The sequence below is a fragment of the Nocardiopsis alborubida genome, assembly GCF_012396365.1.
GTDB classification, from domain to species: Bacteria; Actinomycetota; Actinomycetes; order Streptosporangiales; family Streptosporangiaceae; genus Nocardiopsis; species Nocardiopsis alborubida.
This window is the reverse complement of record NZ_JAAXPG010000014.1, coordinates 163729-179071: the sequence shown is the minus strand read 5'-3', so window position 1 is coordinate 179071 and position 15343 is coordinate 163729. Positions and strand designations below refer to the sequence as shown.

Genomic DNA, 15343 nt, shown 5'->3' with positions numbered 1-15343 from the left:
CGGGCAAACGTCATTCCCACCGAAAACGCCCGACGCGTCGGGCGTTCGGTTCTCGCGAGGATCACACCACTGTGTGTCACCGGCGTTCGTGCTGGTCAACGGCCTTCCGCCACTCCCAGCAACCACAGCGGTCGCTACTGTAACTCTCCTCACACTGTACGGGCTCGAACACTTAGGCTAGCCTCCCCTTAGTTAGGGCGACCTACATAAGAGTGTTCGCGAAGTTCCTCACCCCATGCCCACATCCGGCTCGCGGATGCTGTCGGCATGCCCGTTTCCAGGAGGATGATCCATGAGCTCCCTCGCGCGGTCCGCACCGGGCCCGCTGCACGGGAACGCCGGTGCCCTCGGCACCAGACCCGAGCCGACACCCCCCTCCGAGCAGGACCCCGACGACCCCCGGACACAGCTGCTCGACGCCGGCAGCGCCGCACGCTACCGCGACCTGACCGGGGAGGCCGCGGACCGGGTCGCCCGGCGGATCGCGGGGGTCGACCGGCCGCTCACCGGCGCCACGGCCGAGGACCTGCGCCCCCAGATCGACAAGGTCGACCTCGACCAGCCGCTCCACGACCCCACCGCGGCACTGGACGAACTCGAACGCGTCTACCTCGACGACGCCGTCTACTTCCACCACCCCCGCTACATGGGACACCTCAACTGCCCCGTGGTCCTGCCCGCCCTGCTCGGCGAGACCGTCCTGTCCGCCGTCAACTCCTCCCTCGACACCTGGGACCAGAGCGCCGGGGGCACCCTGATCGAACAGCGGCTCGTCGACTGGACGTGCGAGCGCATCGGCTTCGGCGGGACCGCGGACGGCGTCTTCACCAGCGGCGGCAGCCAGTCCAACCTCCAGGCCCTGCTCATGGCGCGCGACGAGGCCCACCAACGCGCCAATGCGGACAGCGGCCAGGACACGCGCCTGGCCGAACTCCTGCCCAGGATGCGCGTCCTGACCTCCGAGGCCGGACACTTCAGCGTCGCCAAGTCGGCCGCCCTCCTCGGACTGGGCTACGAATCCGTCATCACCGTGGCCTGCGACGACAGACGGCGCATGCGCCCCGACGCCCTGGCCGCCCAGCTGCGCGGATGCCGCGCCGAAGGGCTCCTGCCCATCGCCGTCGTCGCCACCGCCGGAACCACCGACTTCGGCAGCGTCGACCCCCTGCCCCGCATCGCCGACCTGTGCCAGCAGCGCGGCGTGTGGATGCACGTCGACGCCGCCTACGGCTGCGGCCTGCTGGTCTCGCGCCACCGCCACCTGCTGGAGGGCGTCGAACGCGCCGACTCGGTCACCGTGGACTTCCACAAGTCCTTCTTCCAACCGGTCAGCTCCAGCGCGATCGTGGTCCGCGACCGCGCCGTCCTGCGCCACGTCACCTACCACGCCGACTACCTCAACTCGCGCTCGGACGGCAGCACCCCGCTGCTCTCCCCCAACCAGGTCGACAAGAGCCTGCAGACCACGCGCCGCTTCGACGCCCTCAAACTGTGGCTCACCCTGCGCGTCATGGGAGCCGACGGCGTGGGCGCCCTCTTCGACAGCGTGCTGGACCTGGCCGACACCGCCTGGACCCTGCTCGACGCCGACCCGCGCTTCACCGTGGTCACCCGGCCCAGCCTGAGCACCCTGGTCTTCCGCTGCACCGCGCCCGGCACCGACCCCGACACCGCCGACGCGGCCAACCGGTACGCACGCGAGGCACTGCTCGCCTCGGGCCGCGCCTTCGTCGCACGCACCACGGTCGACGGCAGGCCCCACCTCAAACTCACCCTGCTCAACCCCAGGGCCACCAGGGAGGACGTCGCCGAGGTGCTGGACCTGATCGCCGAACACGTCGCCCGCTTCACCGCCGGACACGGCTTCCACGACCACCAGGCCCCGCCCGACCAGCCCGCCCCGGCCGCGGACCACGCGGACCACACCGAGCCCGCGGCCCACGCCGCCCTGCCGACCACCGCCACCGGGAGGTCCCGTTGACCACCAGCCCCCGCCCCGCCCCGGCCGCCGACCCCGACCGGATCCACGACTTCGCCGCCGTCGGCATCGGCCCCTTCAACCTCGGCCTGGCCTGCCTGGCCGCGCCCGTCCCCGGCCTGGACGGCCTCTTCCTCGACGAGAAACCCGAGTTCTCCTGGCACACGGGCATGCTCCTGGAGGAGGCCGAACTCCAGACCCCGTTCATGTCCGACCTGGTCACCCTCGCCGACCCCACCTCACCCTTCTCCTTCCTCAACTACCTCAAGGAATCCGGCAGGCTCTACCCCTTCTACATCCGCGAGCGCTTCTACCCCCTGCGCGCCGAGTACGACGACTACTGCCGCTGGGCGGCCCGGCGCCTCGGCGACACCGTCCGCTTCGGCCAGCGCGTGGAGTCCGTGGAGTACGACCCCGACCGGTCCCTCTACCTGCTGCACAGCACCGAGACCGCCACCGGCACCCGGCACACCCACCGCGCACGGCGCCTGGTGCTCGGCACCGGCACACCCCCCTACCTCCCCGAACCGTGCCGAGACCTGCCCGGCGACGCCGTGCACAGCTCCGGCTACCTGCCCGCCAGACAGCGGCTCCGCGACAAGCGCAGCGTGACGGTCGTCGGCAGCGGGCAGAGCGCCGCGGAAATCTTCCACGACCTGCTCCAGAACCTGGACGGCCACGGATACCAGCTGAACTGGGTCACCCGCTCCCCGCGCTTCTTCCCGCTGGAGTACACCAAGCTCACCCTGGAGATGACCTCCCCCGAGTACGCCGACCACTTCCACGCTCTGCCCGGCCCCACCCGCGACCGGCTCGTGGCCTCGCAGAAGAACCTGTACAAGGGGATCGACTCCGACCTCATCAACGCCATCTACGACCTCCTCTACGTCAAGAGCCGCCTCGGCCCGCCGCCCGTACGCCTGATGACCGCCACCGAGGTCACCGGCGCGCGCCACGACGCGGCGCGCGACGAGTACACCCTGGACCTGCGCAACACCGACCAGGGACGCGACTTCACCCTCGGCACCGAGGGCCTGGTGCTCGCCACCGGCTACCAGTACCGGATGCCGGACTTCCTGGAACCCATCGCCGACCGGCTGGCCTGGGACGACTCCGGGCGCTTCGCGGTGCGCCGCGACTACCGCGTCGACCGCGAGGCGCCCACCGACGGGGAGGACGCGGCCGGCGGGGGAGGCTCCCCCGACGACGGCCGCGGACCGGGATCCGCCCGGGGCGCCGTCTTCGTGCAGAACGCCGAACTGCACACGCACGGCTTCGTCGCCCCCGACCTGGGCATGGGCGCCTACCGCAACTCCTGCATCCTGCGCGCGATGCTGGGCCGCGAGCCCTACGCCGTCGAACGCTCGATCGCCTTCCAGGAGTTCGGCGCGCCCCGGCACGAGGCCCCGGCCACCGACGCACGGAACGGGGTCGGCCCCATCGGGGTCGGCACGGCGGAGGAGGCGGCCCCGGCCTCCGGCCCGGCTCGGAAGGCGGCGCGGCGATGAGCGACCAGGCACAGGCCTCGACGCGGCCCGCACCGGGCCAGGCCCCCGCACCCGTCTTCACCCGCACCGACCCCGGACTCGGCGAGTTCCGCGTCCGGCCCGTGGACCCCGACACCGACGTCCCCCTCCTGCACCGCTGGCTCACCCACCCCAAATCCCACTTCTGGCTCATGTCCGGGGCCACCGAGGACGACGTCGCCCGCGACTACCGCGCCATGGCCGCCTCCGAACACGAGCACGCCCACGTCGGGGAGTGGCGCGGAACCCCCCGCTTCCTGGTGGAGCACTACGACCCCGGGCACAGCGAACTCGCCGCCCACTACCCCGTGCTCCCCGGCGACACCGGCATGCACTTCCTGGTGGCGCCCACGGACACACCCGTACACGGCTTCTCCCGCGCCGTGATCACCACCGTCATGGAACTGCTGTTCTCCGACCCCGCCACCGAACGCGTCGTCGTCGAACCGGACACACGCAACACCGCCGTCCACACGCTCAACGCCGCCGTGGGGTTCCGGGTCCTCACCACCGTGGCGCTCAGGGACAAGGACGCCCGCCTGAGCACCTGCACCCGAGCCCAGTTCCGCGCCGCCGTCGCCGCGGCCCCGACCACAGGAGGCATCGCCGGATGACCGCGCCCGCCACCGTCCCCGACACCCGACAGCCCCGCCTCCAGGACCCCCGCGACGCGGCCGCCCACCTGTCCCCCCAGACGTGGGACCGCGCCAACCGGCTGCTCGTGCGCAAGGCCCTGGCCGAGTTCTCCCACGAGCGGCTGCTCAGCCCCGAACCCGGCCCCGACGGCCTGTTCTCGGTCACCAGCGACGACGGAACCGTCGAGTACCGGTTCGCGGCCCGCGTCATGGCCCTGGACCACTGGCGGATCGAGGCCGACAGCATCGTCCGCCGCGACCTGCGGCGCGACGGCGCGCACCTGCCCCTGGACGCGCTCGACCTGGTCCTGGACCTGCGCGGGACGCTCGCGCTCGGCGAGGACGTCCTGCCCGTCTACCTGGAGGAGATCACCAGCACGCTCGCCAGCAGCGCCTACCGCATGTCGGGCGCGCAGCCGAGCGCCGCCGAGCTGGCGCGCGCCGGATTCCAGGAGATCGAGGCGGGGATGACCGAGGGCCACCCGTGCTTCGTCGCCAACAACGGGCGCCTGGGCTTCGACGCCGCGGAGTACCGGGCCTACGCCCCCGAGGCCGCCGCCCCGGTGCGGCTGGTGTGGGTCGCCGCGCGGCGCGAGCGCACGACGTTCAGCTGCTCGGCCGACCTGGACCGCGAGGAACTGCTGCGGGGCGAACTCGGCGCCGAGGCCCTCGCCGCCTTCGACGCGCAGCTGACCGGCATGGGCCTGGACCCCGGCGACTACCACCTGATCCCGGTCCACCCGTGGCAGTGGTGGAACCGGCTGGCGGTCACCTTCGCCGCCGACCTCGCCCGCCGCGACCTGGTGTGCCTGGGCCACGGCCCCGACGAGTACCGCGCGCAGCAGTCCATCCGCACCTTCTTCAACACCTCGGCCCCCGAGCGCCACTACGTCAAGACGGCGCTTTCGGTGCTGAACATGGGCTTCCTGCGCGGGCTGTCCGCCAAGTACATGGAGGCCACCCCCGCCATCAACGACTGGGTCGCCGCGCTCGTGGCCGACGACCCGGTCCTGCGCGCGACGCGCGTGGAGATCCTGCGCGAGCGGGCCGCGGTGGGCTACCGCACCACCCACTACGCGCAGGCCTCCGCGGAGGGGTCTCCGTACCTGAAGATGACCGCCGCGCTGTGGCGTGAGAGCCCGGTGGCGCGGCTGCGGTCGGGCGAGCGGCTGGCCACGATGGCCTCGCTGCTGCACACCGACGCCCGGGGGAGGTCCCTCGCGGGAGAGCTCATCACCGAGTCGGGCCTGGAGCCCGCGGCCTGGCTGCGCCGCTACCTCGACGCCTACCTCGTCCCCCTCCTGCACTCCTTCTATTCCCACGACCTGGTGTTCATGCCGCACGGGGAGAACGTCATCCTCGTCCTGCGCGACGGGGTGCCCCAGCGGGTCCTGCTCAAGGACATCGCCGAGGAGATCGCGGTGATGAGCCCGGACGCCGAGCTGCCCGCCGAGGTCGAGCGCATCCGCGCCGAGGTGCCCGAGGACATGCGGGTGCTGTCGCTGTTCACCGACGTCTTCGACTGCTTCCTGCGCTTCCTCAACGGCGTCCTCGCCGGTGAGGGCGTCCTGCCGGAGGCCGACTTCTGGCGCACCGTGGCCGCCTGCGTGGCCGACTACCAGGCCTCCGTCCCCCACCTGGCCGACCGTTTCGCGCGCGACGACCTGTTCGCGGAACGCTTCGCGCTCTCGTGCCTGAACCGGCTGCAACTGCGCGACAACCGCCAGATGGTCGACCTCCAGGACCCGTCCGGGGCCCTGCAACTGGTCGGCACGCTGGAGAACCCCATCGCCGGGTTCCGTCCCGCGCCCCGGTAGGCACCGCGGTCCGGTGGACGCCGGGACTCGGCGGATGCTGGGGGCCGGTGGGCGCCGGGATCCGGTGGGCCTCGCGGCCCGGTGTGTCCCGCGCACGTCACGTCCGTCCCGGGGGAAGGGGTTCCGAGCTCCCTCCCCCGGCGGTCCGCGCCGCCGGACCGTCCGGGTGTCGTGGTGGCGCGGTACGTTCTTCGGGCCCGCAGACCGTACCGCCCAGGAGACGACGTGGTCCACTACTCGCCCGTGCCGGAGTTGAACCTGCTCAGGGAGCTGGAGGAGCGGGCCGGCGGCGACTTCGTCGCGGACGGCTTCGAGACGCTCGACTACGACGACCCCGAGCTGCTGTCCGGCTGGCCGGACGACCCGGGGTTCCGGTCCCGCCTCATCCCCTTCGCCCTGGCCAACGGCTCCGGATCCGTCTACGCCCTGTGGCGCTGCGACGACCGCGAGGACCCCGCGTCCCTGCCCGTCGTCGTCCTCGGTGACGAGGGCGCCCTGGCGGTGGCGGCCGAGGACCCCCGCGGGCTGGTCCTGCTCCTGGGGGCGGACTCCGAGATCGGCGCCGACCACGGCTACCCGCCCTACCTGCGCGGCGAGCCCCAGGACGAGGACGGACCCCGTCGCGCCCGGTACCGTGCCTGGCTCCAGGAGCACTTCGGACGCGGCCTGCCCGCGGATTCCGAGGTCGCCGCCGTGCTGGACGGAGCACAGAACCGCTACGGCGAGCGGTTCGCACGATGGACGGAGGGCTACCTGTCCGCGTGATGTCCCTGTCACGTCATCGTTTTCGCCTGCAACGCCGCTCCTTTACGGCGTAGATTCACTTTTGTCCGTTTATGCCGGATATGCCATCGCGTCCGGTACCGGCTCACGCACGGCTGCGGAAGCAGAACCGCCGGTGCAGCGACCCGCACGCCACACCGGCAACGCTTCGGCCAGCGAACGCCGCCACGCGCCGCCACGCGCCGACGGGGGTCGGCGGCCGGCAAGCCTTGTCCCGGAGCGTGCGGCCGGCGGGGAGGCACACCCGGCCAGGAGGCCTCGGCCCCTGGTCAGGAAGCCTTGGCTCCCGGGTCCGGTTCCGGGTTCCCGCCCGGAGCGTCCGGATCGGGCACCGGTTGCTCCCGGACCGGTGCCGGGTCCGGGCCCCGGTCCTGCCCGTGCGCGATGGCGCGGGCCAGGTGCTCGGCGACCTGTCGGCGCAGCGGGGGCGGGAGCGTGCCGCTGGACAGCGACTCGTACATCCACAGGCCGTCCGCGGCCAGGCGCAGCACGAACAGCTCCATCTCCTCCGGCGTCAGCGGCGCGGCGGACGGTTCGGACGTCCAGCGCCTCATGACCTCCTCCCAGGGGGCGCGCGTGGCCGGTTCGTTCGCGGTCTCCAGCAGGAGCAGCAGCTCGGCGCGCGTGGAGCTGTGCGCGGCCACACGGGCGTAGGCCGCCAGGCGCTCACGGGACGTGGCCCGCTCCGCGCTCCTCCCCGCGGCCTCCGCCAGGTGGTCCTCCCACCCCTGGGCCAGGTGTTCGTGCAGGGCCTGGAGCAGGGCCTCGCGCGAGGGGAAGTGGTAGAGCAGCCCTCCCTTGGTCAGACCCGTCTCGGCCGCCACCGACTCGTAGGTCAGGGCCGTGACGCCGTCGCGCTGGACGACACGGAAGGCCGCGTCCAGGATCTGTGTCCGGTTGCTCTTGCGCATGCTCTCCCCCGGTGTCAGTGGTCCGCGTACTCCGACGAGGACGTGCCGGGACCATGGTGGCGCAGCAGCCGCCAGGTGAGGGCGGCACCACACGCCAGGACCGCCGCGACCACGACCATGACCACCAGGTAGCCGGTGTCGAAGGCGGCGTGGGCCGCCCCGACCACCGCGCCGTCGCCCCCTGCCGAGGCCAGGGCGTCGGCCAGGCTCCTCCCGGCGGCGGCCGGGGCGTCCTGCGGCAGCTGGACGGCGGCCGCGTAGACGAACGTGACCAGGCTGCCCATCAGCGCCACCGCGGTCAGGTTGCCGAACTCGTAGGAGACCTCCTCCACCGAGGAGGCCATCCCGGCGCGGCTGGCGGGCGCGTTGCCGATGATCGCGGTGGAGGCCACCGACATCGCCGCCCCCAGACCGGCGCCGGTCAGCAGCAGCCCCGCGACGAGCCAGCCGATGCCCGCCTGGAAGCCCAGGACCGAGACGACCACACCCGCCACACCCGTGGCGAGCCCTCCGGCGATCAGGGGCAGCAGGCCGGTCCGGTGCAGGAACGCTCCGCCCAGCAGCGCGGTCGGCAGCGAACCCGCCGCCACGGCGGCCACCAGCAGCCCGGCCTCCAACGGCGTGAAGCCCACGACCAGCTGGAAGCGCTGGGTGGTGACGAGCTGGATGCCGCCGATGGCGAACATCGAGAACGCCGCGGCCAGCACGCCGGAGGTGAAGGCGGGGTTGCGGAAGACCGCGAAGTCCAGCAGCGGGTCCTCCAGGCGGCGCTGGCGGCGCGTGAACAGGACGAAGGCCACCGCGGCGACGGCCACGGCGACGGCGAAGAGCGGCCACCGCGGCGGCGTGTGCGCCAGCTCCTTGATCGCCAGCACCGAGGCGACCAGCCCGGCCATGGCCTGGAGCGAGGAGAGCAGGTCCCAGCGCTTGTCGGGGTCGGGGACGTTGGGCGGCGCGATCAGCGCGGTCGCGACCAGCGCCACGAGGACCACGGGCACGTTGAGGAGGAAGACCGACCCCCACCAGAAGAACTCCAGCAGGACCCCGCCCACGATCGGCCCCAGCGCGCCGCCGACCACCGAGACGCTGCCCCAGACCGCGATGGCGATGTTGCGTTCGCGCTCGACGGGGAAGGCGATCCGGATCAGCGCCAGGGTGGCGGGCATCATCGCCGCCGCGCCCACCGCGAGCAGCGCGCGCGAGGCGATGAGGATCCAGGCGGTGGGGGAGAACGCGGCGACCAGCGAGGCCAGGCCGAAGACCACCAGCCCGACCACGAACATGCGCACGTGGCCGATCCGGTCGCCCAGCGTGCCGCTGCCCAGCAGCAGACCGGCCATGACCACCGGGTAGGCGTTGATGATCCACAGGCTCTGCGCGCCCGTGGCCCCCAGCTGCGCGGTCAGGGTCGGCAGGGCGGTGTACAGGATCGTGTTGTCCACGGTGACGAGCAGCAGTCCGGCCGCCACGGTCACCAGCAGCATCCACCGGCGCGCCGCCGTCATGGTCGCCGCGTGCGTCTGTTGTGAGCCCATGGGAAAAATGTACCTTACATCCGGTACAGTTTCGTGCCCGCTCCCCTGGCCCGCGAGGGCCTCCTTCCCTTGCCACGCAGTCGTTTCCGCGCACGCGCCGAGCGCCGTCCGTGGGCCGTCCGGCCGGTCGGGACCCGCGAACGGGCCGCCGCGCGACCGCCCTGGGAAGGCCTCTCCATGGCCGCTCCGGCAGGACTGCGGGGAGCCACCGACCCGCGCGGCCCCCCGCGGCCCCGTTCGTCGGCCGCCGCTACTTGCCGAAGAGGGCCTTCTGCACGTCGTCGGGGCCGTCGAACCGGCTCGTACCGGCGTTGGAGAGCTTCTGGACCAGGTCGTCGCCCGCACCGTTGCCCTTCGCCAGCGACACCAGGTCGTCGCGGCTGGCGGGGTAGTCGGCTCCCTTGAGCGCCTTCTGCAGTTCGATGGGGTTGAGATCGGCCATGGGTTTCTCCCGTGTACTCGCGTGCTGGTGCAACGGACTCCCGTCGGCTACCCGGCTGGTGTGCGCGAAATACCACCGGAGGGCAAAGAGGAGCGCCTCGGGGCCCGCGCGAGGCGACGGGCGTCGTGGTCCGTACCGGGGCGGGTGAGAGCGTCCGCTGGTAGGTGTCGGGTGTCGCCTGGTCGAAAACGTTGCTGGTGTGACGCAAGGGTTCTGACCTGCGATGGTCTTGTACTTGCAGCGAGGTTGGAGCGCCCAACCTCGCTACAAGCACAAGAGCACGGCGCACAGGGCAGGTGGGGATGTCGAAGGGTCCACCGTCGATCGCGGCCCTTATCCCGTGGACTCGCGGCACAGCGCGCTCTACCGTGTCCGCATGACCCCTCCCCCGCTCTCGGCGCTGCCGGAGGAACTGCCCACCGCGATCCCCGAGGTGCGCCTGCGTCTGCTCACCCCCGCCGACACGGCCGACCATCTGGCCCTGCTCCGGGCCAACCGCGACCATGTGACCCGCCACGGCGATTTCACCGAGCAGGTGCGGGCCTCGGCCGAGGACGTGAGGGCCGCGCTGGCCCGGACCGACGGGAGGGAACGCGCCTACGGCATCCGGTTGCGCGGCGCCCTGGTGGGCCAGGTCAGCCTCATCGCGGTGGACCCGCCCCGCTACGGCCTGGGCTACTGGCTGGACCACGGTGCCACCGGGCACGGCCGCGCTGGTGCGGCCTGCGCCGCGCTCGTCGACCGCGCCCACACCGTGCTGGGCGCCACCGACGTGTTCGCCGGGGTCACCCACGGCAACACCGCGAGCGCCGCACTGCTGCGCCGGCTCGGGTTCGCCCCGGTCAGGGAGTTCGCCACCTATACCCGGTTTCGCCTGGCTCTGCCGCCGGTCGCGTGAGCGGTACCCGTGGGGAACGCGCGACGTCCGCGCCCGCACGGATTTTGCCGGAACGGCAAAGGACTTTGGCAACGCGGCGCCGCGGCCGCATCGTGGCGGTATGGACGAGAACGAGTTGGTGCGGGCATCCGGTGAGGCGTGGGACGTCGTGGTGGTCGGGGGCGGTGTGGCGGGCCTGTCGGCCGCGCTGACGCTGGCCCGGGCCCGCCGTTCGGTGCTGGTCGTCGACGCCGGGGAGCCGCGCAACGCCCCGGCCGCCGGGTCGCACGGCCTGCTGTCCCGGGACGGGGTCCCGCCGCTGGAACTGCTCCGCCTCGGGCGCGAGGAGGTCGCCTCCTACGGCGGACGGATCGTGTCCGGCCGCGTCTCGGGCGTGCGCCGGGAGGCCGGGAACCTGGTGGTGGACACCGAGGACGGGGGCCGCGCGGTGGCCCGGCGGCTGCTGCTGACCACGGGCCTGGTGGACGAACTGCCCGACGTCCCCGGCCTCGCGCGGCTGTGGGGGCGGGACGTGGTGCACTGCGTGTACTGCCACGGCTGGGAGGCGCGCGACACGGCCGTCGGGGTGCTGGGGACCGGGCCGGGGGCGTTCCACCAGGCGCTGATGTTCCGGCAGCTGTCGTCCGAGGTGACGCTGTTCCTGCACACCGGCGTCGACCTGGGCGACGAGCAGTGGGAGCAGTTGGCCGCGCTGGGCGTCGGGGTGGTCGAGGGCGAGGTCAGCGGCCTGGAGGTCGACGACCGGGACCGGCTGGCGGGCGTGCGCCTGGCCTCCGGAAAGGGGTTCGCGGTGGACACGCTGGCGGTGGCGCCGCGGTTCGCGGCCCGCGCGGACTTCCTGGCCGACCTGGGGCTGGCGTTGACGGAGCACCCGACCGGGATGGGCGCGCAGCTGGCCGTGGAGGCGGGCGGGTTCACCGGTGTCGAGGGGGTGTGGGCGGCGGGCAACGTCGCCGACGTGATGGCGAACGTCCCGGTCGCGGCGGCGTCGGGGACGCGGGCGGGGGCCGCGCTCAACGCGGACCTGGTCGCCGCCGACGCGGAGGCGGCCGCGGCAGCGCGCGCCGGCCTCGGCGCCCCGGAGGCGCGGCGGCGCGTCGCGGGCTGATCCCTGCCCACGTGGCCCGCTGACCGGCGCCGCCTTCCCGCCCCTCCGGCCCGGCCTCAGGGCACCGCGCCGGAGGGGCTCCTCCCGGCCGTGGATTCGGAGGGGTCGTCCCCGGCGGGCGCGCCGGCCGCGTCGCCCTCGGCGATGCGCGCGGCGCGCAGGACCGCCTCCAGGAGGCCGGGCATGCGCGCGTGGAGGTCCTCCTCGCGCAGACAGCTCATGCGCGAGGTGCCCTCGTAGTACTGGCGGATGACGCCCGCCTCGCGCAGAACGCGGAAGTGGTGGGTGGAGGTGGACTTGCTCACCGGCAGTTCGAAGGCGATGCAGGACATGTCGTCGTGCCCCTGTGCCAGTTCGCGCACGATGCGCAGGCGCACGGGGTCGGCCAGGGCGTGCATGACCGTCTCCACCCGGATCTCCTCGGCGCGCGGGTGTTCCAGCTGCCGACCGCCTCCGGTCCTTCGTTCCCTGCCGGGCATGCCATGACCTCCGCTGTCGTGCGCCGTGCGACTTCCACCACAAAGTACGAGGACGGTCGTAGTTTGACAATCTTCGTAGTACGTTGCTTACCGTAGTACGTCATTCATCGTATTAGAGCCCGGCCACCGTGCGCCGGTCCGCCCCCCGATGGGCGCCGACCACGTGCCGCAGACGGAAGGACACCCCTTGAGCACGCTGTTCACCCCCTTGAAGCTGAGGTCGCTGGAGATCCCCAACCGCGTGTGGATGTCCCCGATGTGCATGTACTCAGCCGCCTCCGAGGGACCCGACACCGGCGCCCCGACCGACTTCCACCTCGCACACCTGGCCGACCGGGCCGCGGGCGGGACCGGTCTGGTCATGGTCGAGGCCACCGGCGTGCGGCCCGACGGGAGGATCAGCCCCTGGGACCTGGGCCTGTGGAACAGCCGCCAGCAGGAGGCCTTCGCGCGCGTGACCGCCGCGATCAGCGCCCACGGCGCGGTACCGGCCATCCAGCTCGCGCACGCCGGGCGCAAGGCCTCGACGGACAAGCCCTGGCTGGGCGGACGGGCCGTCCCCGAGTCCGAGGGCGGATGGCCGACGGTGGGCCCCGGCACCGAGGCCTTCCCCGGCTACGCCGCGCCGGCCGAGCTGACCGCCGACGGGATCCGGCAGCTGGTCCGCGACTTCGCGGCCTCGGCCGAGCTGGCGCTGGCCGCCGGGTTCCAGGTGGTCGAGGTGCACGGCGCGCACGGCTACCTGCTGCACTCCTTCCTGTCGCCCGCCACCAACCACCGCACCGACGAGTACGGCGGCAGCCCCGAGAACCGGATGCGCTTCGCGCTGGAGGTCGTCGAGGCCGTGCGCGAGGTGTGGCCCGAGCACCTGCCGGTGCTCTTCCGCACCTCGGCCACCGACTGGCTGTCGGAGGACGAGGCCGACGAGCGCGAGGGCTGGACCGGCGAGGACACCGTCCTGCTCGCCAAGGAGCTCCAGGCCCGGGGCGTGGACCTGCTCGACGTGTCCACCGGCGGCCTGGTCGCCGACGCCCGCATCCCCGTGGGCCCGAACTACCAGGTGCCCTTCGCCGAGCAGGTCCGCGGCGCCACCGGCATGCCCACCGGCGCGGTCGGGGCGATCACCGAACCCGCCCAGGCCGAGGAGATCGTCGCCTCGGGCCGCGCCGACGCGGTGTTCCTGGGACGGCAGTTGCTGCGCGAGCCCTACTGGGCCCACCGCGCCGCCGAGGAGCTGGGCGCGCGGACGCGCTGGCCCGAGCAGTACGGCTACGCGGTCGGCCGCCCGCGCGTCACCGGCGGGGCCTGAACCCGGCGGGTTCGGACCCCCCGGACGGGGATCCGTCCGGAAGGCGCCGAAAGCCCCGGGCGGGTTCCGCTGGGTCCGGACCCAGCGGTCTGGGACCCATCGGGCCCGGCCCCCTCCTGGGACGCCGAAGGCCCCGGCTCGGTTCGGGCGGGACCCGTGCCGGGCCGCCGTCAGGCCAACGGCAGCAGGAGGGCGGCCACGTCCTCGGAGCTGACCTGCTCGTACCCCAGGGCCACGTAGAGCTCCTCCAGGGACGGGTAGCCCGAACGGCGCGCCACCCCGGTCATCGCTCCCGACGACTCGGCCTCGATGAGCCGGTCCGCCCCCACCAGGGCGATCATCCTCTCCCTGCCGGTGTGCTCCGCCTGCTCGTGGGCGCGCGTGCGGTGCCAGGCGGCGATCGCGACCCGCGCCCTGCCGGTCCTGACCGACTCCAGCCACCCGCGGTCCGGCGCGGGTTCGGACTTGGTGATGATGTGCACCGTGTCCCCCTCCCGGACCCGGGTCGCGGGGCTGACCAGGCGGCCGTCGATGGCCGCCGCCGAGTAGCGGTCGCCGGTGTCGGCGCCGAGCGCGTAGGCCACGTCGACCGGTGTGGCGCCCTCGGGCAGGGTGAGGACCTCGCCCTGCCCGGTGAGCACGGTGATGCTGTCGGCCAGGTCGGTGCGCACGCCCTCCAGCAGTTCCTCGGCCGAGGCCTGCTCCTGCCACCCGAGCAGCCGGGTCAGCCACTCCGGGTCGGTGGTGCGCTCGGTCGTCAGGCGGCCGTCCCTGCCGGTGGCCTGGCGGATGTCGGCGATGATGCCGTACTCGGAGACCTGCTGGGCGTGGGAGTCGCAGATGATGATCTGCACACGGCGGCCGGACTCGGTGAGGACGGTGGTGTGCAGCGCCCGGTACAGGTTGTACCGGGGGGTGGCGATGAAGTCGCGGAACTTCGCCGGGTAGGGCTTCCACCTCCCGTGGACCGCCCCCAGGGCCAGGTAGGCGTTGCGCTCGTCCCCCTTGACGACGACCACGTACCGGACGGTGTCCAGCGGGTCGGGGTCGGCGGTCAGGCCGGTGCCGGAGGTGAACACCGAGTACGGGTGGCGGGAGCGCACCTCCACCCGCGCCTTGACCCGGAAGGAGGCCAGGCCGTCGCGCAGGGAGACGCGCAGCGCGTCGACCTCGTGGGCGCAACTCTCACGGACCCTGCGCACACGGGCGCTGACCCGCTCGAAGTCCTCTCCCTCCAGGTACTCGAAGCACAGGTCCTCCAGGTCGCGCTTGAGCCGGTACACGCCCAGCCTCTCCGCGAGGGGGATGAGGAGCTCCCGGGTGCCCTGGGCGATCTTGACGCGCTTGTGCGGGGGCTGGAACTGGAGGGTGCGCAGGTTGTGGAGCCGGTCGGCGAGCTTGATCAGCAGCACGCGCAGGTCGTCGCGGGCGGCCACCACCATCTTGCGGAAGGTCTCCCCCGCCGCCGCGCTGCCGTACATGGACCGGTCCACCTTGGTGACGCCGTCCACCATGACGCCGACCTCGGTCCCGAACTCCGCCGCGAGGTGGGCCAGGCTGAAGGGGGTGTCCTCCACCGTGTCGTGCAGGAGCGCGGCGACCAGTGTCGCGGTGTCCAGACCCATCTCGGCGAGGATGGTGGCCACGGCCACCGGGTGGATGATGAACGGCTCGCCGCTCTTGCGCTTCTGCTCCTTGTGCAGGTGCTCGGCGACGGCGTAGGCCCGGCTCAGCAGCGCCACGTCGGCCTTGGGATACCAGCGCTGGTGCTCCCTGACCAGGGACCGGACCCGGTCGGCGGGGGTGGAGGTGGCCTTGGCCGCGTTGAGCCCCTGCCACCACTGGGTGGACGCCGTCACATCGGGTGCACCCATCGCGACCCCCTGTCCGCACGCTGTTTCGAGTTGCACCAGTGTAGTGAC

Annotated in this window: 13 protein-coding genes; 8 read left to right on the top strand and 5 right to left on the bottom strand. The window is 72.9% G+C overall.

Annotated features, from left to right (window positions below):
* Positions 1 to 292: 292 nt before the first annotated feature.
* The 5 genes from HGB44_RS16455 to HGB44_RS16435 all read left to right on the top strand — a co-directional run bounded on the left by HGB44_RS16455 (position 293) and on the right by HGB44_RS16435 (position 6721).
* Entirely contained in the window at positions 293 to 1981 is a 1689-nt protein-coding gene (locus HGB44_RS16455) for a pyridoxal phosphate-dependent decarboxylase family protein (RefSeq protein ID WP_061078654.1), read from the top strand.
* Complete coding sequence (locus HGB44_RS16450) at positions 1978 to 3486, top strand: lysine N(6)-hydroxylase/L-ornithine N(5)-oxygenase family protein (RefSeq protein ID WP_061078653.1); 1509 nt, start codon at positions 1978 to 1980, stop codon at positions 3484 to 3486. The genes HGB44_RS16455 and HGB44_RS16450 overlap by 4 nt, the downstream gene beginning before the upstream one ends.
* Entirely contained in the window at positions 3483 to 4118 is a 636-nt protein-coding gene (locus HGB44_RS16445; RefSeq protein WP_061078652.1) for a GNAT family N-acetyltransferase, read from the top strand. Before HGB44_RS16450 ends, HGB44_RS16445 begins: the two co-directional genes overlap by 4 nt.
* On the top strand, positions 4115 to 5956 hold the full coding sequence (locus HGB44_RS16440) for an IucA/IucC family protein (protein ID WP_061078651.1): 1842 nt from the start codon (positions 4115 to 4117) through the stop codon (positions 5954 to 5956). The genes HGB44_RS16445 and HGB44_RS16440 overlap by 4 nt, the downstream gene beginning before the upstream one ends.
* 225 nt (positions 5957 to 6181) lie before the next feature.
* Entirely contained in the window at positions 6182 to 6721 is a 540-nt protein-coding gene (locus HGB44_RS16435) for a hypothetical protein (protein WP_061078650.1), read from the top strand.
* Between the two features lie 287 nt (positions 6722 to 7008).
* On the opposite strand, the gene HGB44_RS16430 is transcribed toward HGB44_RS16435, so the two are convergent.
* The 3 genes from HGB44_RS16430 to HGB44_RS16420 all read right to left on the bottom strand — a co-directional run bounded on the left by HGB44_RS16430 (position 7009) and on the right by HGB44_RS16420 (position 9627).
* Positions 7009 to 7650 carry a TetR/AcrR family transcriptional regulator gene (locus tag HGB44_RS16430; RefSeq protein WP_061078649.1) on the bottom strand — a complete coding sequence of 214 codons (642 nt, stop codon included), beginning with the start codon at positions 7648 to 7650 and terminating at the stop codon, positions 7009 to 7011.
* Between the two features lie 14 nt (positions 7651 to 7664).
* The gene (locus HGB44_RS16425; protein ID WP_061078683.1) at positions 7665 to 9155 is read right to left on the bottom strand and encodes an MFS transporter; all 1491 of its coding nucleotides are present in this window, start codon (positions 9153 to 9155) and stop codon (positions 7665 to 7667) included.
* A 280-nt stretch (positions 9156 to 9435) separates the two neighbouring features.
* Complete coding sequence (locus HGB44_RS16420; protein ID WP_019610892.1) at positions 9436 to 9627, bottom strand: DUF2795 domain-containing protein; 192 nt, start codon at positions 9625 to 9627, stop codon at positions 9436 to 9438.
* Between the two features lie 376 nt (positions 9628 to 10003).
* Between HGB44_RS16420 and HGB44_RS16415 the strand changes: the two genes are divergently transcribed.
* Both HGB44_RS16415 and HGB44_RS16410 read left to right on the top strand, forming a co-directional pair.
* The gene (locus HGB44_RS16415) at positions 10004 to 10525 is read left to right on the top strand and encodes a GNAT family N-acetyltransferase (RefSeq protein WP_061078682.1); all 522 of its coding nucleotides are present in this window, start codon (positions 10004 to 10006) and stop codon (positions 10523 to 10525) included.
* 100 nt (positions 10526 to 10625) lie between these two features.
* The gene (locus tag HGB44_RS16410; RefSeq protein ID WP_061078648.1) at positions 10626 to 11633 is read left to right on the top strand and encodes an NAD(P)/FAD-dependent oxidoreductase; all 1008 of its coding nucleotides are present in this window, start codon (positions 10626 to 10628) and stop codon (positions 11631 to 11633) included.
* Positions 11634 to 11689: 56 nt separating this feature from the next.
* Here HGB44_RS16410 and HGB44_RS16405 read toward each other — a convergent pair whose 3' ends face one another.
* Positions 11690 to 12112, bottom strand: coding sequence for an ArsR/SmtB family transcription factor (locus HGB44_RS16405; protein ID WP_061078647.1), 423 nt, complete (start codon positions 12110 to 12112; stop codon positions 11690 to 11692).
* Positions 12113 to 12299: 187 nt separating this feature from the next.
* Between HGB44_RS16405 and HGB44_RS16400 the strand changes: the two genes are divergently transcribed.
* Entirely contained in the window at positions 12300 to 13421 is a 1122-nt protein-coding gene (locus tag HGB44_RS16400) for an NADH:flavin oxidoreductase/NADH oxidase (RefSeq protein ID WP_061078646.1), read from the top strand.
* A 170-nt stretch (positions 13422 to 13591) separates the two neighbouring features.
* On the opposite strand, the gene HGB44_RS16395 is transcribed toward HGB44_RS16400, so the two are convergent.
* Positions 13592 to 15295, bottom strand: a complete 1704-nt coding sequence (locus HGB44_RS16395) for a RelA/SpoT family protein (RefSeq protein WP_061078645.1) — start codon at positions 15293 to 15295, stop codon at positions 13592 to 13594.
* Positions 15296 to 15343 lie beyond the last annotated feature (48 nt).

Bases quoted from the DNA above. Each gene is read 5' to 3' on its own strand.
- HGB44_RS16395 (WP_061078645.1), bottom strand. From the start codon at position 15,295: ATGGGTGCACCCGATGTGACGGCGTCCACCCAGTGGTGGCAGGGGCTC.
- HGB44_RS16445 (WP_061078652.1), top strand. From the start codon at position 3,483: ATGAGCGACCAGGCACAGGCCTCGACGCGGCCCGCACCGGGCCAGGCC.
- HGB44_RS16430 (WP_061078649.1), bottom strand. From the start codon at position 7,650: ATGCGCAAGAGCAACCGGACACAGATCCTGGACGCGGCCTTCCGTGTC.
- HGB44_RS16440 (WP_061078651.1), top strand. From the start codon at position 4,115: ATGACCGCGCCCGCCACCGTCCCCGACACCCGACAGCCCCGCCTCCAG.
- HGB44_RS16405 (WP_061078647.1), bottom strand. From the start codon at position 12,112: ATGCCCGGCAGGGAACGAAGGACCGGAGGCGGTCGGCAGCTGGAACAC.
- HGB44_RS16410 (WP_061078648.1), top strand. From the start codon at position 10,626: ATGGACGAGAACGAGTTGGTGCGGGCATCCGGTGAGGCGTGGGACGTC.
- HGB44_RS16415 (WP_061078682.1), top strand. From the start codon at position 10,004: ATGACCCCTCCCCCGCTCTCGGCGCTGCCGGAGGAACTGCCCACCGCG.
- HGB44_RS16425 (WP_061078683.1), bottom strand. From the start codon at position 9,155: ATGACGGCGGCGCGCCGGTGGATGCTGCTGGTGACCGTGGCGGCCGGA.
- HGB44_RS16455 (WP_061078654.1), top strand. From the start codon at position 293: ATGAGCTCCCTCGCGCGGTCCGCACCGGGCCCGCTGCACGGGAACGCC.
- HGB44_RS16420 (WP_019610892.1), bottom strand. From the start codon at position 9,627: ATGGCCGATCTCAACCCCATCGAACTGCAGAAGGCGCTCAAGGGAGCC.